The sequence below is a fragment of the Paraburkholderia phenazinium genome (assembly GCF_900142845.1).
GTDB lineage: Bacteria > Pseudomonadota > Gammaproteobacteria > Burkholderiales > Burkholderiaceae > Paraburkholderia > Paraburkholderia phenazinium_A.
Genome location: NZ_FSRU01000003.1, coordinates 93,371 through 114,974, shown reverse-complemented (window position 1 = coordinate 114,974; position 21,604 = coordinate 93,371). Strand labels below are relative to the sequence as shown.

20 protein-coding genes and 1 pseudogene are annotated in these 21,604 nt (G+C 62.9%); 12 read left to right on the top strand and 9 right to left on the bottom strand.

Features of this window, described 5'->3' with window-relative positions; translation table 11 throughout:
• Window positions 1-17: 17 nt before the first annotated feature.
• Window positions 18-230: pseudogene (gene opgC / locus BUS12_RS39530) on the bottom strand (OpgC domain-containing protein); the annotation flags it as partial.
• Between the two features lie 184 nt (window positions 231-414).
• Between opgC and BUS12_RS34130 the strand changes: the two are divergent.
• The 3 genes from BUS12_RS34130 (at window position 415) to BUS12_RS34120 (ending at window position 5,178) form a co-directional block, all read left to right on the top strand.
• Entirely contained in the window at window positions 415-1,929 is a 1,515-nt protein-coding gene (locus BUS12_RS34130; RefSeq protein ID WP_074301939.1) for an ATPase domain-containing protein, read from the top strand.
• 7 nt (window positions 1,930-1,936) lie between these two features.
• On the top strand, window positions 1,937-3,616 hold the full coding sequence (locus BUS12_RS34125; RefSeq protein ID WP_074301938.1) for an ATP-binding protein: 1,680 nt from the start codon (window positions 1,937-1,939) through the stop codon (window positions 3,614-3,616).
• A 203-nt stretch (window positions 3,617-3,819) separates the two neighbouring features.
• Window positions 3,820-5,178 carry an MFS transporter gene (locus tag BUS12_RS34120; protein ID WP_074301937.1) on the top strand — a complete coding sequence of 453 codons (1,359 nt, stop codon included), beginning with the start codon at window positions 3,820-3,822 and terminating at the stop codon, window positions 5,176-5,178.
• Window positions 5,179-5,193: 15 nt separating this feature from the next.
• Here the strand turns inward: BUS12_RS34120 and BUS12_RS34115 are convergent, their stop codons facing one another.
• The gene (locus tag BUS12_RS34115; RefSeq protein WP_074301936.1) at window positions 5,194-5,715 is read right to left on the bottom strand and encodes a dihydrofolate reductase; all 522 of its coding nucleotides are present in this window, start codon (window positions 5,713-5,715) and stop codon (window positions 5,194-5,196) included.
• A 65-nt stretch (window positions 5,716-5,780) separates the two neighbouring features.
• Between BUS12_RS34115 and BUS12_RS34110 the strand changes: the two genes are divergently transcribed.
• From BUS12_RS34110 to BUS12_RS34095, 4 genes are all read left to right on the top strand, one after another.
• On the top strand, window positions 5,781-6,524 hold the full coding sequence (locus tag BUS12_RS34110; protein ID WP_074301935.1) for an SDR family NAD(P)-dependent oxidoreductase: 744 nt from the start codon (window positions 5,781-5,783) through the stop codon (window positions 6,522-6,524).
• Window positions 6,525-6,602: 78 nt separating this feature from the next.
• A complete protein-coding gene (locus BUS12_RS34105; protein WP_171991768.1) occupies window positions 6,603-7,136 on the top strand; it encodes a GNAT family N-acetyltransferase in 534 nt (177 codons plus the stop codon).
• A gap of 92 nt (window positions 7,137-7,228) precedes the next feature.
• Complete coding sequence (locus BUS12_RS34100) at window positions 7,229-7,615, top strand: DUF488 domain-containing protein (protein WP_074301933.1); 387 nt, start codon at window positions 7,229-7,231, stop codon at window positions 7,613-7,615.
• Between the two features lie 185 nt (window positions 7,616-7,800).
• Window positions 7,801-8,529, top strand: coding sequence for a FadR/GntR family transcriptional regulator (locus tag BUS12_RS34095; RefSeq protein WP_074301932.1), 729 nt, complete (start codon window positions 7,801-7,803; stop codon window positions 8,527-8,529).
• Window positions 8,530-8,569: 40 nt separating this feature from the next.
• Here BUS12_RS34095 and BUS12_RS34090 read toward each other — a convergent pair whose 3' ends face one another.
• Window positions 8,570-10,312, bottom strand: coding sequence for an IlvD/Edd family dehydratase (locus tag BUS12_RS34090; RefSeq protein WP_074301931.1), 1,743 nt, complete (start codon window positions 10,310-10,312; stop codon window positions 8,570-8,572).
• Between the two features lie 449 nt (window positions 10,313-10,761).
• On the opposite strand from BUS12_RS34090, the gene BUS12_RS34085 reads away from it, so the two are divergent.
• The 3 genes from BUS12_RS34085 to BUS12_RS34075 are packed head-to-tail and all read left to right on the top strand — an operon-like array spanning window position 10,762 to window position 13,628.
• Window positions 10,762-11,856 carry a sugar ABC transporter substrate-binding protein gene (locus BUS12_RS34085; protein ID WP_074301930.1) on the top strand — a complete coding sequence of 365 codons (1,095 nt, stop codon included), beginning with the start codon at window positions 10,762-10,764 and terminating at the stop codon, window positions 11,854-11,856.
• Complete coding sequence (locus tag BUS12_RS34080; protein WP_074301929.1) at window positions 11,856-12,845, top strand: ABC transporter permease; 990 nt, start codon at window positions 11,856-11,858, stop codon at window positions 12,843-12,845. The genes BUS12_RS34085 and BUS12_RS34080 overlap by 1 nt, the downstream gene beginning before the upstream one ends.
• Before the next feature lie 12 nt (window positions 12,846-12,857).
• Complete coding sequence (locus tag BUS12_RS34075) at window positions 12,858-13,628, top strand: ATP-binding cassette domain-containing protein (RefSeq protein WP_074301928.1); 771 nt, start codon at window positions 12,858-12,860, stop codon at window positions 13,626-13,628.
• 112 nt (window positions 13,629-13,740) lie between these two features.
• Here BUS12_RS34075 and BUS12_RS34070 read toward each other — a convergent pair whose 3' ends face one another.
• Window positions 13,741-14,523 carry a class I SAM-dependent methyltransferase gene (locus BUS12_RS34070; protein WP_074301927.1) on the bottom strand — a complete coding sequence of 261 codons (783 nt, stop codon included), beginning with the start codon at window positions 14,521-14,523 and terminating at the stop codon, window positions 13,741-13,743.
• Window positions 14,524-14,900: 377 nt separating this feature from the next.
• Here BUS12_RS34070 and aspS point away from each other — a divergent pair, with 377 nt between their 5' ends.
• A complete protein-coding gene (gene aspS / locus BUS12_RS34065) occupies window positions 14,901-16,172 on the top strand; it encodes an aspartate--tRNA(Asn) ligase (protein WP_074301926.1) in 1,272 nt (423 codons plus the stop codon).
• A 90-nt stretch (window positions 16,173-16,262) separates the two neighbouring features.
• Here the strand turns inward: aspS and BUS12_RS34060 are convergent, their stop codons facing one another.
• The 3 genes from BUS12_RS34060 to BUS12_RS34050 all read right to left on the bottom strand — a co-directional run bounded on the left by BUS12_RS34060 (window position 16,263) and on the right by BUS12_RS34050 (window position 18,966).
• A complete protein-coding gene (locus BUS12_RS34060; protein ID WP_074301925.1) occupies window positions 16,263-17,381 on the bottom strand; it encodes an alpha/beta hydrolase family protein in 1,119 nt (372 codons plus the stop codon).
• 2 nt (window positions 17,382-17,383) lie between these two features.
• Window positions 17,384-18,202 (bottom strand): AraC family transcriptional regulator, encoded by an 819-nt coding sequence (locus BUS12_RS34055; RefSeq protein ID WP_074301924.1) that lies wholly within the window; start codon window positions 18,200-18,202, stop codon window positions 17,384-17,386.
• 251 nt (window positions 18,203-18,453) lie between these two features.
• Window positions 18,454-18,966: an arsenate reductase ArsC gene (locus tag BUS12_RS34050; RefSeq protein WP_074301923.1), complete on the bottom strand. Its 513-nt coding sequence runs from the start codon at window positions 18,964-18,966 to the stop codon at window positions 18,454-18,456.
• Window positions 18,967-19,192: 226 nt separating this feature from the next.
• On the opposite strand from BUS12_RS34050, the gene BUS12_RS34045 reads away from it, so the two are divergent.
• On the top strand, window positions 19,193-19,459 hold the full coding sequence (locus tag BUS12_RS34045) for a hypothetical protein (RefSeq protein WP_074301922.1): 267 nt from the start codon (window positions 19,193-19,195) through the stop codon (window positions 19,457-19,459).
• A 143-nt stretch (window positions 19,460-19,602) separates the two neighbouring features.
• On the opposite strand, the gene BUS12_RS34040 is transcribed toward BUS12_RS34045, so the two are convergent.
• Together BUS12_RS34040 and BUS12_RS34035 are read right to left on the bottom strand one after the other, a co-directional pair.
• Window positions 19,603-20,343 carry a response regulator gene (locus BUS12_RS34040; protein ID WP_074302712.1) on the bottom strand — a complete coding sequence of 247 codons (741 nt, stop codon included), beginning with the start codon at window positions 20,341-20,343 and terminating at the stop codon, window positions 19,603-19,605.
• 331 nt (window positions 20,344-20,674) lie between these two features.
• Entirely contained in the window at window positions 20,675-21,592 is a 918-nt protein-coding gene (locus BUS12_RS34035; protein ID WP_074301921.1) for a LysR family transcriptional regulator, read from the bottom strand.
• Window positions 21,593-21,604: the final 12 nt, after the last annotated feature.

The window sequence follows — 21,604 nt, the reverse complement described above, 5'->3', positions numbered from 1 at the left end:
GCGCCTTGCATGGCGGCGCGCATCAGCCAGGCCGCGACGCAGAGAATGGCGAGGAAATCGATCACACGGTCCACCGGGAGATTGGGTTTAAACGTGCCGGGCAGTGGCTGCGTCGACACGAAGCGTTTGGCCACCGCGAAGGCGAGTACGAACATAAGTTGCCACGCAAACGGATTGAAAGCCCAATCGCCGATGTCGTCAATCCTGAATAAAACCGCTAGCGGACAGGCGCGATTTGCAAGACCGAGTTCGGGCTTTTCGACGCAAGCGAAGGCGAGCTGCCGCGCATGCCCATGAACCGGCTTGGCCCGCAATTTGCTCGAAGAGTGACGCTGGCCGGGTAGGCGAGTGGAAATTTTGACTCGTCGCGGCCGGACCATTTCCACTATTTACGTCAGATCGTGACGCCACATCATGGTAGACAACATAGCGAAGCAGCGTGCGGAGCGCCTTTCCTCGGGGATTGATGGGATCGACGACATACTGGGCGGCGGTTTGACGCCGCACCGCATGTACCTCGTCGAGGGTGCGCCAGGCACGGGCAAAACGACCTTGGCCTTGCAGTTTTTACTGAGGGGGGCTGCCGAAGGACAGGCGGGCCTGTACATCACGCTCTCCGAAACCAAGGCTGAATTGATTTCGGTGGCGGCGAGCCACGGCTGGGACGTCAGCAAGTTCACGATCGTCGAACTGCTGTCGGACGAGGGCCTCGATCCGCGCTACGAGCAAACCGTTTTGCAGCCCGCCGAAGTCGAACTCGGCGAGACCGTGCGGGTTGTGATCCAGCAGGTCGACGAACTCAAGCCGGTGCGCATCGTCCTCGACAGTCTGTCCGAATTGCGGCTGCTCTCGCAGAATCCGCTGCGCTATCGGCGGCAGATTCTCGCCTTGAAGCGCTACCTGGCGACGCGCGAATGCACCGTGCTGCTGCTCGACGACAACTCGTCGGAACCGGGCGACCTGCAACTGCATAGCATTGCGCACGGGGTGATCAGCCTCGACAGCCTTGCCCACGATTACGGTGGCAACCGGCGCCGCATGCGCATCGCCAAGATGCGCGGGATCAAGTTTCGCGAAGGCTTTCACGACTTCACCCTGGATACCGGCGGCATTCACGTCTATCCGCGTCTGGTGGCGGCCGAACATCATGCGGAGTTCGATTCGCAGCCGCGCAGCACGGGTACGGCGCGCCTCGATGCGCTCCTCGGCGGCGGGCTGATTCCGGGCACCAGCGCGCTGATGATCGGACCTTCGGGCGTCGGCAAGACCACCACGGTGGTGTCGTGCCTCCTGGCTGCGCTCAGGCGCGGCGAGCGCTGCATCTACTACCTGTTCGACGAGACGCTCAATACGCTGTTGCTGCGCTCGGTGAATCTCGGCATGGATCTGACGCCGCATATTGAAGCAGGACTGCTAACGGTGCGGCAGATCGATCCGGCGGAAATGTCGCCGGGCGAGTTCGCCAGCGACGTCCGGAATGCGGTCGAGAAGCGCGGCATGAAGTATGTCGCCATCGACAGCTTGAACGCCTACCTGCAGGCGATGCCCGGCGAACGCTATCTGCTGCTGCAAATGCACGAACTGCTGGGCTATCTGAACCAGCAGGGCGCCATCACGATGCTGGTGCTCGGTCAGCACGGCATCATCGGCGAAGTGCAGAACGATATTGACATCAGTTACCTGAGCGATGTCGTGGTGCTGTTCCGCTACTTCGAGCACGACGGCGAAGTGCTGACCGCGATTGCCACCGTCAAGAGCCGGGCAATCGCCCACGAGCGCTCGATTCGCCAGTTCCGCCTCGGCAACGACGGCGTGGAAGTGGGCGAAGCCTTGCGCGACTTCGAAGGTGTGCTAACCGGTTTGCCGTCGTACAGGGGCAGGACCGCGATGCTCTCTCCTGCGGAGGGTGTGATTGCCCGTGCAGGCTAATCGATCCATGGAGCGCCGCATTCTGGTCCTCGCGCCGTTCGGCCGCGATGCCGACGTGATTGCCGAAGTGCTCAACAAGGACGGCCGCGATTGCGAGCGCTGCGCCGATACGCACGCCTTGACCGCGGAGCTCAACAACGGGGCAGGCGCCGCGCTGATCACGGAAGAGGCGCTGGCGGCCGATCTGGCCGCACCGTTGTTCGGCTGGCTCGATGCCCAGCCCGCGTGGTCCGATTTCCCGATCATCCTGCTGGCGGGCGAGCGCGCCGCGCGGCGTTCGGCAAGCAGCCTCGAGGTACTCGAGCGGCTCGGCAACGTCGTCGTGCTCGAACGGCCGCTCAGTTCCGAAACGCTGCGCCGCGCTGTGATGTCGTCGCTGCGCGCGCGCATCCGCCAGTACGATTCGCGGCAACATCTGGACGTCTCGCGCCAGCATCTCGCGCAACGCATCGAGGCCCAGGAGGCGCTCGTGCAACTGAACGATTCGCTCGAAAGCCGGATCGCCGAGCGCACGCATGAACTCGCTTCCGCCAATGACCGCCTGATGAAAGAGATTCACGAGCGGGCCAAGGTTCAGGCGGTGCTGGTGCAGTCGCAAAAGATGGAGGCGCTCGGCCAGTTGACCGGCGGCATTGCGCACGACTTCAATAACCTGCTCAACGTCATCATGGTCAACGCGGAGCTGATTGCGCGCGTCAGCGACGACGACCGCGTGCGCACCATGGCCGCCACCGCCAAGCGCGCCACGGAGCGGGGTGCGAAACTGACCGGCCAGTTGCTGACCTTCTCGCGCACCAGCAACTTCGATCTGAAAGCGGTGGACGTGGTGGCGCTGCTGCAGGGCATGCGCGACATCATCACCGTCTCGCTCGGCTCGACCATCCAGTTCATCACGAACTTCGACGCCGAAGCGCTGTGGACCGAGGCGGACGCCAACCAGCTCGAGCTTGCCATTCTCAATCTCGCCATCAATGCGCGCGACGCAATGCCCGGCGGCGGCACGCTCACGGTGCACGTCAGCCGGCGCATGGCGCCGGATCCCACGCTCGCCGACGGTCAATACGTGGTGGCCGAATTCAGCGATACCGGTTCGGGCATTCCCGCCGACGTGATCTCGCGCGTGTTCGATCCGTTCTTCACCACCAAGCCGATCGGCAAGGGCACCGGCCTCGGCTTGAGTCAGGTGTACGGCATCGCGCGCCAGGCCGGCGGCACGGCGCGCGTCGAAAGCGAAGAGGGGCACGGCACCACGGTGCGCCTGTGGTTGCCGATGCGCGAACCTGTCGCATCGGAGTCCGAATCGGTTTCGGCGGTTGAGCAGAAGGTCGAAGGCATCAAGCGGATTCTGGTCGTCGAGGACGACAACGAAGTGCGCGGCATGCTGGTCGACTCGCTCAAGATGCTCGGCTACGTGGTGACCGAAGCGCACGACGGCAAGACGGGTTTGGGACGGCTCGTGGGTGACCGGCCCGATCTTTTGATGGTCGACTTCGCGATGCCGGGCATGAACGGCATCGACGTGATTGCCGCGGCGCGCGAGGTGCGAGATGACCTGCCGGTCATCCTCGCGACAGGTTACGCCGACGTCGATATTTCACGTCTCGCGGTGCGGCGTTGCAGCATTCTGCGCAAGCCGTTCCAGCTCGACGAACTGGCGCGAACGGTACGGCTGAGTCTGATCGGATAACGAGCATGGCGCGTCATTGGGGTTTCTACGCACGGCTCGCTAGTGGGGTACGGCAGCGCGGCCTGCGACGAATAAACCGTACACAGAAAACGCTTTGCCGCCGGCGTTCGGACGACTACTCTGTGGCTACCTGAGCGAATCGCCGCTCATGCATCGATGACCCACATTGGCCCGCTTAGGGTTTCTCGTTAAGGGGAGCGTTCATGGAGATTGAGACCCGTACTCTGGCGCGTGTGACGACCCGGCTCGTCCCGTTCCTGGTTGTCTGTTATTTCGTAGCGTATCTGGACCGCGTCAACGTGGGTTTTGCCGCGTTGCAAATGAACAAGGATCTTGGGCTTTCCGCGAGCGCATTCGGCTTCGGCGCCGGGATATTTTTCATTGCGTATTTTTTCTTCGAGGTGCCGTCCAATCTGCTGCTGGAAAAATTCGGCGCGCGGCGCTGGATTGCCCGGATCATGTTCACGTGGGGACTGCTCGCCGGCGCGATGGCGTTCATTCCCGACATCGCCAGATACACCGGCATGTCGGCCGCCCATGTGTTCTACACTTTGCGGGTGCTGCTGGGCATCGCCGAGGCCGGGTTTTTCCCAGGCATCATCTTCCTGCTGACGCTCTGGTTTCCCGCCATGTATCGCGCTCGCGTGGTCGGCTATTTCATGGCCGCCATTCCGCTTTCCACGGTGATCGGCGCACCGGTCTCCGGCGCCTTGCTCGGTTTGAACGGACTGGGCGGCATGGCGGGTTGGCAGTGGGTCTATCTGCTCGAGGCAGCGCCTGCATTGTTGTTGTCGATCGCGGTGCTGTTCTATCTCACCGACCAGCCCGCCCACGCCACCTGGCTGAGGACCGACGAGCGCGAATGGCTCGTGGGCCGGCTCGCCCAGGAGCGTGCCAAGCGTGAAGCTGTGCGCAACTTCAGCGTGCGCGAGGCCTTGTTCAATCCGCGCGTGCTGGCTATCGCACTGATCTATTTTGGTGCGAACGCAACCAACTACGGGTTGAGTTTTTTCTTGCCGCAGATCGTCAAGGCCTTTGGCCTCACCAATCTGCAGACCGGTTTCGTGACTTCACTGCCCTATGTCGTGGGCGTGATCAGCATGGTGATCTGGGGGCGGCATTCGGATCGCAAGCTCGAACGCAAGTGGCATGTGGCGATTGCGCTGCTGGTCGCAGCAGGTGGGATCGGCGCGGCGGCCGGGTTGGATAACCCTGTGTTGAAGATGGCGGCGCTGTCGATTGCGGGCTTCGGTATCTTCGGCTGTCTGCCGATTATCTGGACCTTGCCGGCGGCGTTCCTGTCCGGCGCGGCGGCCGCGTGCGGCATTGCGGTGGTGAATTCGCTCGGCAATCTGGCCGGGTTCTTCGGCCCCTACGCGATGGGCTGGATCAAGGATAGTACCGGCGGTTTCGGCGCCGGCCTGCTGTGTCTCTCCGGGGCCGGGCTGGTGGGTGTCGCCGCGGTGTTGCTGCTGCATCACGACACGGCGCTGGAGAACGCACCCGATACGGTCGCGGGGCCGGCGGTGGGGCCGGGGGGCGAGGTGGGGCACCACGTTTGAGCGATTCGCTTTGGCTCAAGGGTGAATGCGTTGCGGGCGCGAACTGGAATTCGCGCTCCGCACATAGGTCAGGAAGGTGTAAGCCGGCTGGCCGCTAACCTCGGTCCGTTCGATGCATTCGAAGTCCACCGGCAGTTCTGGAAACACGGCGTCGCCCGCCGGTTCCACGTCAACCTCGGTCAAGTAGATCGTGTCCGCATAGGGCAAGAACAGCCGGTAGATCTGTTCGCCGCCTGCGATAAAAATTGCCTCGCGCGCATCGTCCGTGATGACCTGGATCGCTTCCTCCAGCGAGCGGCATGTAGCGACACGCTCGGCGGCGACCGCCTGCGTGCCGATCACCAGCACGTCGCGGTTGGGCAGTGGCCGGCCGATCGACTCATACGTGCGCCGGCCCATCACCACCAGATGTCCTTCCGTGAGTTCGCGAAAGCGCCGCTGCTCGCCAGGCGCTTTCCATGGGATATCGTTGGACGCGCCGATCACCCGGTTCCTTGCCATCGCAGCCACCATGGCAATGCGCTTGCCGTTGAGCATTTCTCTTTCTCGCGGTTTGAGTAGGCTTTATTCTAGCGGTCCCACTGTCTACTTGATCCGCCTTCATGATCGATTCCTTACCTGTCGCCCTCGTCACGGGTTCGACCAGCGGCATTGGCGCAGCGATTGCGCGACGGCTTTCGCACGAAGGCTTCGCAGTGGTCGTGCATTCGCGCAGTTCGGTGGAAGCCGGCGAGGCGCTGGCCGCCGAACTGGCCTGCGCCACCTATGTGCAAGCCGACCTCGCGCACGATGCCGAGCGCGTGGCGCTGATCCAGCAAGCCGTCGCCGCATGGGGACGGCTCGATGTACTGGTCAACAATGCCGGCATCAGCCGCGTGATCCCGCATGCGGACCTCGGCGCGGCCACGTCCGAGGTGTGGCACGAACTGCATGAGCTGAACGTCGTCGCGCCGTTCCATCTGGTCGCGCAAGCGGCGCCTGCACTGCGCGAGGCCGCACGACGCGGCCGCCCTGGTTGCGTCGTCAACGTCAGCTCGCATGCCGGCGTGCGTCCCAAGGGCGCGTCGATTCCCTACGCCGCCAGCAAGGCGGCATTGAATCATGTCACCCGCTTGCTCGCGCTATCGCTGGCGCCGGATATCCGCGTCAACGCGGTCGCGCCGGGCCTCGTCGATACGCCGCTGACCGCCGAGTGGACCCAGGCCCAGACGCTTTGGCGCGAACGCTCGCCGATGCGCCGCGCGGCGAGCCCAGAAGACATTGCTCAGGCGGTGGCGCTGCTGGTGGCCTCGGACTACCTCGCGGGCGAGATACTGCTCTCCGACGGCGGACTCAACCTGACCTGACCTGGCGCAAGCGCTACGTGGTGGGCCCCCGTCACATGCTGAATGAACGGAGTTTCGATGGGACATCGAATCGAACTGTTGACCGAACGCCTGCATCTGCGCCGCGCTAAAAAAGGCGATGCTGCGGTGCTGTTCGAGAACTACACGGGCAGTGAGACCTGCTCGCGCTTCCTGCAGCGCCGCGCCGATCCGGACGCCACGCGCACGCAGGCCATGTTGACGAAGTGGTGTGACACCGCCTGGGATCTGGACGACGACGCCCCCTTCGCATGGGTGATCAGCACACGCGCGGCCGGTGAGGCGATCGGCATTTTTCTTGTCATCCCGCACGGCCACAAGACCGAAATTCACTATGGCGTCGCCGAGCGCTTCTGGGGGCAAGGACTGGTCGCCGAGGCGGGGTTGGCGGCGTTGTCCGCGCTGTGGCGCAACCCTGCCACGCAACGCATCTGGACGGTGTGCGATCCCGAGAACATCGGCTCAAGACGCGTGCTGGAAAAACTCGGCTTGCAGTGCGAAGGTACCTTGAAGAAGTGGCTGGTGCTTCCCGCGTTTGGCGACGAGGCAAGGGATTGCCTTGTGTTCTCCACGACATCCCGTCCCGCGGAATAAGCCGTGCGCATCGATGCCATTGACGGCGCCAGGCAAGAAGCAACACGTCGCGAGCATCGCACTCGCGGCCAAACCCAACTGAGGAGAAAGACATGGCCATTCGCATCGTGCAGCTTGGAACGAAGCGAGCAGAAGGAGAGGGGCTGCGCATCGGCACGGTGCGGCGGCCGCCGCGCGGCGTGCCGAAGGCGGAGTTCGGCACGCGCGATTACTACGATGTCTGGCTGCCCAACCTCTCGCCGAGCGCGCAGTTGGTGACGCAAGCCAAACAAGCCGTCAGTCAGGCGGAGTGGGGCCGGTTCGTGCGCAGCTTCCGCGCGGAGATGAACGAGAGCGACACCAGCAAGGTGCTGGATCTGCTCGCCGCCTTGTCGCAGGGTACGGATTTCTCGGTCGGCTGCTATTGCGAAGACGAAAGCCGTTGCCATCGCAGCGTTCTGCGCCAACTGCTCAGCGAGCGCGGTGCGCTGATCAAATGACGCGCGTTTGTCGCCGGCCAATGGGCAAGCCGATTTTGTAAGCGGAGCGCGTGTTATGCTTGACTGAGCCCCCACAAGCTAAAACGAGGCGAGCTGGATGCGTGGCGGCAACGGGGCAGGAGTTTTCTCAAGCGCTCAATCGGTCGCGTCACGACTGAAGCGTGCACAGTCCGCGATCTCTTCATATGGATTATCGTCATCTGCAACAACGCAAGAGCCTGCATGGACGTATCGTGCAGGAACTCGGCATGGATATCGTCAGCGGCAAGGTTCAGCCAGGCCAGCGCCTGCCTGCCGAAACCGATCTGTGCGAACGCTATGGCGTGAGCCGCCCGGTGCTGCGCGAAGCGACGCGCGTACTGGTCGCGAAGGGGCTGGTGGTGTCGAAGCCGCGCGTGGGCAGCGTCGTGAAGCCACGCGAAGATTGGCACATGCTCGACCCCGACGTGCTGTACTGGACGCTCAGCAGCGTGCCGGAAGGCGAATTTTTCCGCTCGCTGCTGACGGTGCGCCGCGTGATCGAGCCTGCCGCGGCCGCGCTCGCCGCGACTGCGGCGACCAGCGAAGATCTGGCTCGCATCGCCTCCGCTTACGAGCGCATGGCACACGCGCCCACCGCCAGCGCGCTGCTCGAACCGGACCTCGAGTTTCATCGCGCCATCATGGCGGCCACGCACAACGATCTGCTCGCGCATATCGGCAATATGCTGTCCCTCGCGCTGTCGGAGTCGATCAAGCTGACGAGCCGTCATCCGGACACGCATGCGCTGTCTTTACCGCGTCACAAGGCCATTCTCACGGCGATCCAGAGTCGCGACGCGCTCGGTGCGCGCCAGGCCAGCCTCGTTCAGCTCGAAAACGCGAGCGCCGACGCCGAGAGCATTCTCGAAGTCGTGCGCAGTCATCCGGCCTGAGTTGAGCGGGCGGCGGCGCCTTCGCGAAGGTGCGCGCCAGTCAGTGCGAATGACGCGGCACCTCTGCACCGCGGCAGCCCACCAGGAAGTCGAAATCGCAGCCCTGGTCCGCCTGCAACACGTGTTCGACATACAGGTTGCGGTAGCCGCTCGCATCGGCCGGCACCGGTTGCCGCGTCTGCTTCCATGCGGCGAGCCGCGCGGCCAGTTCGGCTTCGCTGATGTCCAGATGCAGTCGTCCGCCGTGGCAGTCCATCTCGATCCAGTCGCCGTCGCGGACCACCGCGAGCGGACCGCCGGCGCGTGCCTCGGGCGCGATGTGCAATACCACCGTGCCGTAAGCCGTGCCGCTCATGCGCGCATCGGACAGGCGCACCATATCCGTGACGCCTTGCGCCAGCAGTTTGGGCGGCAGCCCCATGTTGCCGACTTCGGCCATGCCGGGGTAACCCTTGGGACCGCAGTTCTTTAGCACGAGGATGGAGTTGGCTGTCACGTCGAGATCGGGGTCGGCGATGCGTGCCTTGTAGTCTTCGAAGCTTTCGAACACGACGGCGCGGCCGCGATGCTTGAGCAATTCAGGCGTCGATGCGGATGGCTTGAGCACCGCGCCGTTCGGCGCGAGATTGCCGCGCAGCACGCAGAGTCCACCGTCGGCGACGAGCGGTTTGTCGAGCGGACGAATCACTTCGTCGTTAAAGAGCGGTGCGTCCTTGCAGTTGTCCCAGAGCGTGTTGCCGTTAGCGGTCAGTGCTGCGGGGTGCGGCAGCAGCGCGGCCTCGCCGAGGCGCCGGATGACGGCCGGCAAGCCGCCCGCGTAATAGAACTCTTCCATCAGGAAACGGCCCGACGGCTGCAGATCGACCAACGTGGGCGTGCCGCGGCCTATGCGCGTCCAGTCGTCGAGTTCGAGGTTCACGCCAATGCGTCCGGCGATCGCCTTCAGATGGATCGCGGCATTCGTCGAGCCGCCGATTGCCGCGTTAACGCGGATCGCGTTTTCGAAGGCTTCGCGCGTCAGCAGCTTCGACAGTCGCAGGTCTTCAAGCGCCATCTCGACGATGCGCATGCCCGACATATGCGCGAGGACGTAGCGGCGCGAATCGACCGCGGGAATCGCTGCGTTATGCGGCAGCGTGACGCCGAGCGCTTCGGCCATGCACGCCATCGTCGAGGCGGTGCCCATGGTGTTGCAAGTACCCGCGGAGCGCGACATGCCTGCTTCAGCGGACATGAATTCATGCAGCGAGATCTTGCCCGCCTTCACCTGCTCGCTGAGCTGCCAGACAACGGTGCCCGAGCCGATGTCGCGGCCTTGATGCTTGCCGTTGAGCATGGGGCCGCCGCTCACCGCGATGGCGGGTACGTCGCAGCTCGCCGCACCCATCAGAAGCGCCGGCGTCGTCTTGTCGCAACCGACGAGCAGGACCACCGCGTCGATCGGATTGCCGCGGATCGACTCCTCCACATCCATGCTCGCGAGATTGCGCGTGAACATGGCGGTGGGGCGCAGGTTCGATTCGCCGCTGGAAAACACCGGGAATTCGACGGGGAAGCCACCCGCTTCGAACACCCCGCGCTTGACGTGCTCCGCGATCTTGCGGAAGTGCGCATTGCACGGCGTCAGCTCCGACCAGGTATTGCAGATGCCGATGATCGGCTTGCCCTGGAACTCGTGATCAGGAATGCCCTGATTCTTCATCCAGCTGCGGTACATGAAGCCGTTCTTGTCGGCGGTGCCGAACCATTGGGCCGAGCGTAGCGGGCGTTTGGCGTCCTTCATGGGGCTGTCTCCTTAGACTTTGACGATAGTAATACTATTCGCGCCAGGTGGAGCGCCGATATAGACAAGGGAGTGCGGCAGGTTCAAGCGCTCCGCCAGCGGGCCACCCGCGCTTCGTCACTTTGTTGCATTGCAAGACGGTGGATGGTGCGCGCGAAATGCTTACGACCTGTCATGTGTTCGCCACGCGGCGCGCCCAATCTGCAAGGTCAACTGAACAATCCCGCTGACTTCAAAGTCATAGCGCAAGAAATAGTCCGACTAGTTAAGGGTATACATCGATTATTCGGCGTAGGTGCCTGATATAGCATTTTTGGTGGATTGTCATGCGGAGGCGCGTGCATGTGAGCAGGCGCCTCCGTCGACGCGGTAATGCCCGGCAACGGCGCTTTCCCGGCCTGTGCCGTCATGAGCAGTGAGTTCGAACAACTGAGCGACGGGAGAGTGACATGGCCGAGGAACGGGAAGACAAGCAGGACGAAGGACGGGGTGAAGTGCAGGGCATGCGGCGCGGTTTGCTGCAAGGCGTGGGCCTCGCTGCGGCGATGGCCATGCTAGGCGGTGTATCGACGCCGGCATTCGCAGCCGATGCAGCGCCGTTCCCCTCGCACAAGAAGTGGAAGATCGTTTTCGTCAACCACGTGACGACCAATCCCTTCTTTGTGCCGACCCAATACGGTATTGAGGATGCCTGTGCATTGCTGGGCATGGATTACCAGTGGACGGGTTCCGCGAACGCCGACGTCGGCGAGATGGTCAACGCGCTGAACGCCGCGATTGCCGCCAAGGCCGATGCGATTGCCGTGCCGATCGTCGATCCCAAGGCATTCGATGGGCCGATCCAGAAAGCGCTGGACGCCGGCATTCCGGTGTTCGCCTATAACGCCGATGCGCCGCGCGGCAGCAGCAACCCGCGGCTCGCGTACATCGGCCAGGACCTGTACCTGTCGGGCTATCAGATGGGCGAGCGCATTGTCAGTCTGGTCGACAGCGGGACCGTCGCACTCTTTATCGCCACGCCGGGGCAGCTCAACATCCAGCCGCGGCTGGACGGCGCGTCGGATGCGATCAAGAAGTCCGGCAAGAAGATCGATATCCAGACGATTGCAACGGGCGCTACCGTCAACGAAGAGCTCTCGAAGATCAAGTCGTTCTATCTCGGGCATCAGGATGTGAAAGGCATGTTCGCGGTCGACGCGGGCAGCACGCAAGGCGTGGCCGAGGTGATGAAGGAATCGAACCTGCCGGCCAAGGGTGTGCATGGCGGCGGCTTCGACTTGTTGCCGCGCACGGTTCAATTGATTCACGACGGCTTCCTCGACTTCACGATCGATCAGCAGCCCTACGTGCAAGGCTTTTATACCGTGGTGGAAGCGTTCACGTTCCTCGCCTCGGGCGGCCTGGTGGGACCGGCCAACGTCAACTCCGGCCTGAAGTTCGTCACCAAGGGCACGGTCGATCCGTACCTGAACACCGAAACGCGTTACGAAGGCAAGAGCACGAAGTCGCAGATCGTGCCGCGTAGCGGTGGGATCAAGTCGTAATGTCATCGGTGACGGATACGACGAAATCCAGCGATCGCGTCAGGCGCTGGCCTGGCGCGATCGGACGTTCCAGTGAGATTCGCATTCTGGCGGTCGCGCTGATTCTGGCCGCCTACTTCGAAATCGCCAATCACGACTTTCTGCTGACCAGCGCCAGCCTCGAAAACCTCTCGCAGTTCATCGCACCGGTGGCGATCATCGCGTGCGGCGAAATCATGCTGATGATCGGCGGCGAGATCGATCTCTCCGCCGGCATGGTGTTCGCGTTTGCGCCGTTCATCATGCACTTTGCGAACGAGGCGGGCGCGCCGACCTGGATCGCGCTGATCGCGGGCGTGGCGGCGGCGGGCGTGGTGGGGTTGATCAATGGCGCAGTGACGGTCTACCTGCGAATTCCCTCGTTCGTGACGACGCTTGGCACGCTGTTCTTCATCAACGGGCTCACGTTGACCATCTCGCGCGGCACTCCGGTATCCACGCCGGGGGACAATGCTTTCGCCGCCTTCATGGGCGCCTGGGGGTATAGCGAGATCATCTGGACCATCGCGATCGCCGTGGTCATGCACGTGCTGTTGCGGAACACGCGTTGGGGCCTGCATACGATCGCGTCCGGGGCGAATCCTTTGGGTTCGAGCGAAGCGGGTATCAACGTGAGGCGGCTGAAGCTCGGCAACTTCATCATTGCGGCAGTGCTGGCGGGTTTTACCGGAATTCTCGAAGGCTTTCGCATTACGTCGATCGATCCGCAAGCCGGCGGCAACCAGATCATGTTTCTCGCGGTGGCGGCAGCCGTGATCGGCGGGACGCCGCTCGCGGGCGGGTCGGGCACGATCATCGGCGGCCTGATCGGCGCAGCGGTGCTGGGCATTCTGAACGACGGTTTTACGCTGATCGGCATTAACGCGTTCACCTTCAACATGATTCTCGGCGCGGCGATTCTGGCGGCGATGATCTTCAACATCCACGTCGTGCGTCTCGCGCGCAAGTAAGGGAGAGTCGTGATGTCCGAGGTGGCGTATGCGCTGCGCGGCGAAGAGATCGTCAAACGCTTCGGTGCGGTGACCGCGCTCGATGGCGTGTCGTTGACGCTCAAGCAGGGAGAAATTCTCGGCGTGCTGGGCGATAACGGCGCGGGCAAATCGACGCTGATCAAGATCCTCACCGGCTTTCATCAGCAGACCAGCGGCAAGCTCTTTATAGGCGGCGAGGAGACGCTGCTGCGCTCGGTCGATCACGCGCGCTCGCTTGGCATCGAATGCGTCTATCAGGACCTGGCGCTGGCGAATTCGCTGAGCATCTATCACAACATGTTTTTGAACCGCGAGATCATTCATCCGGGTCCGTTCCGCCTGCTGAATAACCGGGCGATGCGCGCCCGTGCTGCGGAATGCCTCGAAGAGATCGGGGTGCGAGTGCCTTCGGTCGATCTGCCGGTCGAGCAGCTTTCCGGCGGGCAACGCCAGGCGATTGCCGTGGCGCGCGCGGTCAATTCGAATGCGAAGATCCTGCTGCTCGACGAACCGTTGGCCGCCATGGGGGCGCGCGAAGCCGGCCTGATCATCGACCTGGTGCTGCGTCTGAAAGAGAAGGGCGGTTTGTCGATCGTCATGATCATGCACAACTACGCACAGACGCTCGATATTGCGGACCGCGTCATGCTGATGCAGCGCGGCCGCGTCACCTATGAGAAGGAAGCGGCCAGCACGTCGGTGGCGGAGTTGATGGATATCGTGCGTCGCGAATACCGGGCCATGCGTACGGCGGCGAACTGAGCGGCGAACTGAGCGGCGAACCAGGTGGCGAACCGCGCGGATCACGGGCAGCGGCAAGGTGGCCGCGCACGCAGTGCGCGCCACCGCATACGCTTCGGATTCCTGATATGGATCAGTTCTCTTTCACCGTATAGAACGCGGCGGTTTCATACGGAACCGTCACTACTTCCTTGCCGCTGAGCTCGGGCGTCGCCGCAATCAAGGCGCGTACCTGTGCGTCGATTTCCGCGCGTTCCGCCTCGGGCAACGCCGCGACAAAACTGGTCGAACGCACCCGCATGACGATCACGTCCTCAGGCGAGCCGGTATGGCCGTGCGAGAAATGTTGCTCGTGCAACGGCCCCAGACCGTCGAACGGAAACGCCTTTCTCCATGCCCCCGTGTAATAGCGCGGCGTGTCGCCTTCTACACGGTTGACGATCTGATCGAGTTGCGCAACCCAGCCCACTCGCGCGTCCCGCATGTTCCAGACGAGCCCGAGCTTGCCACCCGGCTTCAGCACACGATGAATCTCGGCGAGCGCGTTCGCCGTGGCGAACCAGTGGAAGGCTTGGGCGCAGACGACGGCGTCGACGGACGCGTCGGGCAGGGGAATGGCCTCGGCCGTGCCGGCGAGTGCCCGAACCTGCGGTAAGGCGGCGGACAGCTTGGCGCGCATCTGTGCGACCGGTTCGACGGCGATCACGCTTGCGCCGGTTGCCACGAGACGCGGCGTGAACTTGCCGGTGCCCGCGCCGAGATCGAGTGCCGTGCGCCCGGCCCGCAAACCCAGCGCATCGCGCAGCCAGTCGGCGACGCCAGGCGGATAGTCGGGCCGTCCTCGCACATAGTTGTCGGCGGTGGTGGTGTAGCCTTCAGCGGCCGCGTGGTGAATGGCGCGGGTGGGATCGCTCATGAGTGTTGCCCCTGCTTGGTGATGCATTGTGTTGGGTGTGCGCTGCTGTGACCCGACGACGCCAGGCCGTCGCCGAAGCCATCGTCAGGACAAACAGGAGTTTTGCGCTTTCGCCGGAACTTTGTTACCTTAGACGCTCGTTAGTTTGACCGGTGCATCTGCAACGCATGCCGGCATGCTGATAACCGATCCGTACGTTGACTATTTTTCTCCAGACCATGTGTCGTTTTAGCCGTCTCGACCGCAATAATAATATGTCGCCTTTGGGTGACAGGAGATTATTTGTCTGTTGAAAAATAAGCACCGTCAAGCCAAAGGCACTCATGAACTGAGTGCCTTTTTTTATTTCCGCACGCTTTTCATCAAGGCAGAAAACCATGAGGACGTTAGTCGAAGACGTGAAGCAGCACATCGGTGAAGTGGTCACCCTGTATCTGACGCTGGACGTGCTGCGGGATCAGAAGAATCTCCAGTTCCTGCTTGCGCACGACGCGACCGGCAAGCTTCAACTGGTCGTCGACAAGATCTCGGTCGCGGAGCATGCGCAAGTGGGACAACTGCTCGCGGGTTCGACCTTTGCAGTCACCGGCACGGTTGTCGCCGCCGCGCAGAGCAAGACGTTCGGCGTGGAGGTTCAGGTGCAATCCGTGGAGATCTTCTCCAAGGCGCAGCCGTATCCGGTCACCGAGGCGAGCGGCGTCGATCTTCGCTTCAACTATCGCGTCGTGGACCTGAAGGCGCCCAAATGGCAACTGATGCTGCGCTTGCGAAGCGCGTTTGAATTCGCGTGCCGCGAGTTTGCGTTGGGGCGAGGCTTTACGGAACTGCACACGCCGAAGCTGATGGGCAACGCCAGCGAAAGCGGCGCCCAGGTGTTTCGAGTGAGCTACTTCGACACGCAGGCCTTCCTTGCGCAATCGCCGCAGTTCTACAAGCAGATGGGGATTGCTTCCGGGCTGGAGGGCGTCTTCGAGATCGGCCCCGTGTTTCGCGCGGAAGAGAGCCGGAGCAGCCGGCATTTGACCGAGTTCACCGGTCTCGACGTCGAATTCGCCTGGGTCTTCGAAACCGCACAGGTCATGGCATTCGAGGAGCAGATGCTGCGTTATGCCTTTGCCGGACTCGAAGCGTTTGCGGGAGAGGTCAAGGCGCTATTCGGTGTCGACTTGCCGCTCGACCCCAGCGTCAGACACTTGAGCCTGAACGAGGCCAAGGAGATTCTGTCGGCCCACGGCATGAGTCTCGGGCCGGCGCAAGACCTGCCGGACGAGGGCGAAAGCCTGCTGTACAAGGTGCTCGGTTGCGACCTGATCTTCGTGAGCGACTACCCGATCGGCAAGCGTCCCTTTTATCACGCGTGGGATCGGGAACGGGGCGTGACGAAGAGCTTCGATCTGATCTTCAAGGGCATCGAGATCACGACCGGTGCGGTACGTGAGCATCGTTACGGTGCGCTGTGTCGGCAGGCGGTCGAGAAGGGTGTCGAACTGGACTCCATCACGCACTACCTCGACAACTTCCGCTACGGCTGTCCGCCGCACGGTGGATTCGGACTGGGTGTCGAGCGGGTGATCGCGAAGTTGCTGGGGCTTTCGAACGTGAAGGAGGCGGCGTTTGTCCCACGCGACCCGGACCGCCTCGTGCCTTGACCACGCGCCGAACGATAGGCCTCGCGTGGGGCATATCGTTCATTCGGCATGCGAAGGATCGGATCGAATGCTCGCTCAAACGGAGCCGGGCTATTGTGTCTGTACCGGCAACGTGTCCTTGAAGAACGCGAGCGCCTCTTCGACGGCCTGTGCATGAACGGCATCGCGGTCGACGCCGGGGCCGTCGTTACAGGTCGCGGGAAGGCGATCGCCCATGCCGGGCAAGCAGGTATCGAGGTAGGTCTCATGCCCGGCGCCCGGAACCATCTGAACCGTGGCATTGGGCAGCAAGCCGGCTATACGGTGGATGTTGGTTTGCACGGGGGCGATCTTGTCTTCCGTGCCGGCCATCAGCGACACGGGAATGTGAACGTCAATGAAGGAGTCTTGATTGAATGCCTCGCCCAATGCGGGAGCGATGGCGAACACCGCCTTGATGCGTTCGTCGCGATAGGACTCGCTCGAGCGCGCCATCGAGGCAGTCGTCTCCGCCGACAAATGGTCCGGTACACGCGGGCCGTCTGGGAGACGCTTCATCTCCGGTGGGTGGCAGATCGCGTCGGCGGCGGACGAGGCGCAGAAGTCGAGGAAGTGCTTCTGATCGGTTCGCGCGCCTGCCAGCTCAAGCACCGTATAACCGCCGAGCGAGTAGCCCACTGCACCGATGCGGCTCGTGTCGATATGGGCGCCGAGCGTCGGATCGGCGAGCACGCTATCGAGCACTTCACTGACGTCGGTGGCGCGCTCCCACCAGAGGATGAAGCCGTCGATGGTCACCGGTTCCAGCGCGTTATTGCCCGGATGATTCACGCCGGCCACGATATAGCCGTGCGCGGCGAGCGCGGCGCCCAACCAGTCGAGACTGGCGGCGCTGCCGCCGGTTCCATGCGACAGCAGAAGCAGCGGGTAGGTTGCGTGTGCGGGCGAGAGCGGCGCGTCGACTGCGCGCGGATGTCCTTCAAACACGGCGTGAGCGGGGTCGCCGATATCATGTGCCGTCTCTGGAACAGTGGGGTCGACCGGATACCAGATGTTGGTCACGAGCGCTTTGGTCTGCGCACCGCGCCAATCGCGGGCGATGGGCGGATGAATGACGCGCATGGCGGCGCCGACGTGATAGGGCGCCACGCTGTCGCCGTCCGCGGCCAGCGCCGCGCCTGCGTAACAGCTAGCCAGGACCGCAACCGCAACGAGGTAACGACGCAGCATACTCACTCCTTTCGAATGGGAATCATGAGGTCGGTGATGCATTCGTGTTGCCCGTCGGGGGCAGGCTGGTTCCGATAAAACTCGAGTGCGGGCCGGTCGTCGGGTTCGTAGCCGCTTTGCGGCAGCCAGCCGCCGAACAGTGCCGCAAACGTGGATCCGATCAACGCGTAGGGACCGACGAGCCGGTGGACCGCGTATAGCCCGCCTTCGACCCGCACCGCCTCAAGCGAACCCGTTGCTTCGACTGGCGCATCCAGAACGACGCCGGCGAGGTAGCGGAAATCGCCCCGTTCGTCCTCGGGATCCCCTGAAACGATGCCGATCTTGCCCTGGACCTGGGTGGACTTCATACCGGAACCGAGTGTCTGCCAGAGCGTCCTGAAGGTCTGGCTGATGGTGGCGGTGGGTCCGTTGTGGCGAAGGCACAGAACGTCGTGCGGCGCGAGTTCGACGAGTTCGACGAACGGCGCGGTGAGTTGTTTCTGGCGAGTCTGGAATGCGCTTGGACTGACACCGGTAAAGCCGCGAAACGCTCTTGAGAAGGCTTGTGGACTCTCGTAGCCCACATTGCCTGCGATCGTGGTGACCGAATCGCCTGCAACCGTCAGGCGATAGGCGGCCTGGGCGAGCCGTACGCGCTGCACGGTCTCGGCAATGCTTTCGCCCGTGATGGCTCGGTAGATGCGATGAAAGTGATACGGCGAGAGATGCGCGAGCGAGGCGAGGCTATCCACCGTATGTGGCGCACCTGGGTCTGCGAGAATCGCCTCGATGACACGGGCGATCCGTCGATGGTAGTCGCGTTCGGTATTGGCTTTCATGATGGCCGTAGCATAGTCCGTCCGCCGCGCGAGGGCGGTGCAGAGCTTGCTGATTTTCTACCATCATGAGTGTGTTCAGGTCAGGCGGTTTGGCGCCGTTCGAGCAGCGCCCGCTTACTGCATGGACCGTACCATCCCGCCGTTCCGCGCTCGGAGTTGTCCACATAATTTGTTTGTAAGGCTGTGGACAACTCGCGGGCAAACACCGCAAGTGGATGAAACGATTGAATTTGTGCAGTGCGCGCGGTTCTTCAGCCTGGACAGACGATATCGCGCTCGTGCGCGACGGGCTCGGCGCTGGGTGCGCTCAAGACCACAGGCGACGTGTAGCGGGGCAGCTCCATGAATAGCGTGACCCGGCGCACGATTTGCCAGAAGACCTTTTCGAACGAACGGGTGCGCTCTTCCAGTGTCATCCCTTCGGCGAGCGGATCGGCGAAATCCCATTGGACGAACAGCGGCTTGCCCGGGAACTCCGGCGCATGGTATTCGGCGACGCGCTCATCGAGCGCGACGATCAGGTCCATGTGCGGCGCCCATTGACCCGTGAATTCGAGCCAGCTTTTGGGCGTGAGCAGGCCGAGGTCGGAGATGCCGGGACGCAGTTGCGCGATGGCAAGCGCATGAACCCGTGCGGCCGGATCGGAGCCCGCGCTGAAGACGTCGAAGCGGTGGCCCGCGAGCTCGCGCAAAAGCGCCTCCGCAATGATGCTGCGTGCTGAGTTCTCTCGACAGAGAAACAGCACCTTATATTTACTGGTCACGCTCTTGCCCCGTTGCCTGTATTTTCATTGTGACCGGGATTCTGCCGAGCCAGTCTTGCACTGCCGTGACAGTACAATGTCTGGGTGCCCGGATGCGCTTCTGACCGTCGTTCAATCGAAGCGTTGTCCCGCTCTTCCGATCTTGCAGCAAGTTCGAACGTCTTCCGCGAGCGCAGTGGTTGAAGCCACGGCGCGGACAACCTGAAACGTGTTCGGTGACCCCACCATGCCCGATACCACGGCAAAGCCAGCTCGTACGCCTGAGGCAATCGACAAGGACTTCACGGACCTGATGGCCTCGCGGCTACCCGTTACCGTAGCACGCGAAAAATTCGAACGGCTCTGGGACGAGACGAATTCTTTAGCCGCGCAACTGGTCGGCACCGAACGGGGCCGGCCGTACCTCACGCTGCTCAGGCGCATGCACGAAACCTTCGAAAACCATTATCGCGGCGCGCCGCAACGCAGTGTGCCGGGCGACCGGCTTCATTGATGCGCCTGCGCCTGTACGTGCGTTTGGGTTGGCGTTGCGGTGACTTTCCATCAAGCGGCACAACGGCGTGCGCTTTCTCGGGAAGCAATCGCAAGGTTGGCTAGCGTCCCCTAGTTAGGGTATCGGCAAGCCTTGCGAGACCTTTAGCTGAAAACGGCGGGTTGTTGCGTGGCATGTTGTTCGCCGTCCGGAACGAAGACGTAGCCGCGGCCACGCACCGTCTGGATCAGTCGCGGCGTGGACGGATTGACCTCGAGTACTTGCCGCAAACGCCAGACCTGCACGTCGACGCCGCGATCGGTGCGATCGCCCTCCGGGCCGTACAGGAGTTCGATCAGGCGATCGCGGGTCAATGTGCGCATCGAATGATTGATGAAGACCTTGAGCAACGCGAATTCCGTTGCGGACAAGATCAGCGTGCGGTTGTCGACGCTTAGCGTGCGCGACTGGAAGTCCAGCTTGAAGCGGCCGAACGCGAACGGCTTGCGCTGTTCCGGTGCAGCGGGCGACGGCACCGCGCGCCGGCGCCGCAGAATGGCCTCGACGCGTGCGACCAGTTCGCGCGGATTGAATGGCTTGCTGATGTAGTCGTCCGCGCCCATTTCGAGCCCGATGATCCGGTCCACGTCGTCGGAGCGGCCGGTCAGCAGAATGACGGGAATGTCGTCGCCCGAGGTGCGCAAGCGCCCCAGCGCGGTGAGTCCGTCCACGCCCGGCATCAGGACGTCGAGGACGACCACGTCCGGACGCGCATGTTCGAGCCGCTGTTGCAGCGTGCCTGCATCATGCAACGTCGAGACCTCGATGCCCTGGCGTCCCAGATAGTCGCACAGGAGCGTGCGTAGTTCCAGGTCGTCGTCAACGAGAAGGATTCGAGTAGTCATGGCTTCCAGATTCATGCGGAGAACAGGTTGCGAATGCAGACGGGCGAGCCGGCTGGATGTCGGCGAAATGCAAGCCTCGCCGACTCGTTGAGTCGCACGCGCGCCTTTGTTGCCTTTAACGGCATCGCAGAGCGGAATCCGTCGCTCGGGGAAGAATTTTTTTAACGAGGCGTCTCAGGGTCTTGGGAAGATTTCCTGACAAAACGCTTTCCCTTGCCTGTCTGGTTAGGTACGGGAAGGTTCTCGCGCTGGCCGCAAAGCTGCGGACGTCTGCCGCTTGATGGAAGATCGTGCAGTTGCACCGCCCGACGCGATGGCACTGCATGCGCCTTCAGGCCGTATCTTTGGACTCCGAACCGTTCTTCTCCAGGATGAAGTCCACAAAGGCGCGCAGCGGGCCGGGCATATGCGTGCGGCTGGGATAGTAGAGGAACGGTCCGCTGAACGATTGCCACCATGCTTCGAGCACCGGCACGAGTTGGCCGCTGTCGATTGCGGGCCGCAGAAACTCGTCGAACGAATAGATGATGCCGAGTCCGGCGATTGCCGCGCCCCGTTCCAGTTCGATCACCGAGGCGATTAGCGGTCCGTTCGCCTCGATTCGCACCACTTCAGCGCCGCGCCTGAATTCCCATGTTGCCAGCACGCCGCTGTCGAAGCGGTGTCCGATGCATGCATGGTTCACCAGTTCGCTCGGATGCCGCGGCGTGCCGCGTGTCGCCAGGTATGACGGCGCGGCCGCGGCGACGAAGCGTTGTACGCGCGGGCCGATCGGCACGGCGATCATGTCCCGCTCGAGGCGCTCGTCGTAGCGGATGCCGGCGTCGAAACCCGCCGCGAGGATATCGATGAAGGTGTCGTTACTGCCGATATCCACGGTGATGCCCGGATGCGCGGCGAGGAAGCGCGAGATAAGGGCAGGCAGGATCTCGCGTGCCGCAATCGACGGCACGTTCAGTCGCAGCGTGCCGGTGGGACTCTCGCGGAACAGGTTGACTGCGTCGAGCGCGGTGGCGATTTCGCCGAACGCGGGCGCAAGTCGTTCGTAAAGCCGTTGGCCGGCTTCGGTAGGCGTGACGCTGCGCGTCGTGCGGTTGAGCAGCCTGACGCCCAGTTGCTGTTCCAGCCGGCGAATCGCTTCGCTGAGCGACGAGGCGGAGACGCCGCGGGTCGAGGCGGCATGGCGGAAGCCGCGCGCCTGCGTCACGGCGACGAAGGCTTTCAGGTCGGAGAGGTCGGGTTCCTGCATTGTTCGAGTTTC